Origin of the sequence: Chromohalobacter sp. HP20-39 (genome assembly GCF_033052815.1) — a bacterium.
GTDB lineage: Bacteria > Pseudomonadota > Gammaproteobacteria > Pseudomonadales > Halomonadaceae > Chromohalobacter.
Map to the genome: position 1 here is coordinate 1 of NZ_JAWHTP010000115.1, position 500 is coordinate 500.

Genomic DNA, 500 nt, shown 5'->3' on the forward strand with positions numbered 1-500 from the left:
TGCCCAATTTTCGAGGCGCTTCTCAATTCCCATTCCCCGCTTCCTCAGCTGTTCAGTTCTTCAATCGTCCAGGCCAGCAGATCGACCTCGTCTGCCTTCACCTGCTTGAGCGCCATGCGGTTGCCATGGATTCCGGTCTTGCCGCGGTGATGCTCCGGGCAGAGAGGTACAGCCAGCCAGTTCTCCGCGCGCTGCGCCATCCCCTGCCCTTCACGCACATGGTGGATTTCGGCCGGCGTCTCGCCGTACCCCAGTCGCCGGCACAAGATGCATCCCAGCGCGGCTACGCGGCCTAGGTAGTCCTTTTCGGCCCGGGTCAATTTCGCCCCCTATCCCGCAGAGCGATCTCCAAAGGATGCTTCGCAAGCGCCTCCAGCAACGTTGAATTGTTGATGCCCAAGTGCTTGGCCCATTGCGCAACGTTCATGCGCTTGCCGTCAAACTCAATCCAGCGGACGCTTTTGCGGTTTTCGTTCTGTTGTTGGCGTGTCGCCCAGCGG

At 60.4% G+C, this 500-nt stretch carries 2 protein-coding genes; both read right to left on the reverse strand.

The genetic code is table 11. From position 1 onward, the window contains the following. Positions 1 to 44: 44 nt before the first annotated feature. The gene (locus RVY79_RS17205) at positions 45 to 320 is read right to left on the reverse strand and encodes a Ref family recombination enhancement nuclease (RefSeq protein WP_048932696.1); all 276 of its coding nucleotides are present in this window, start codon (positions 318 to 320) and stop codon (positions 45 to 47) included. After that, positions 317 to 500, reverse strand: a 184-nt coding sequence (locus RVY79_RS17210; protein WP_317465690.1) for a hypothetical protein, incomplete at its 5' end; no start/stop codon positions are given. The genes RVY79_RS17210 and RVY79_RS17205, both read right to left, overlap by 4 nt.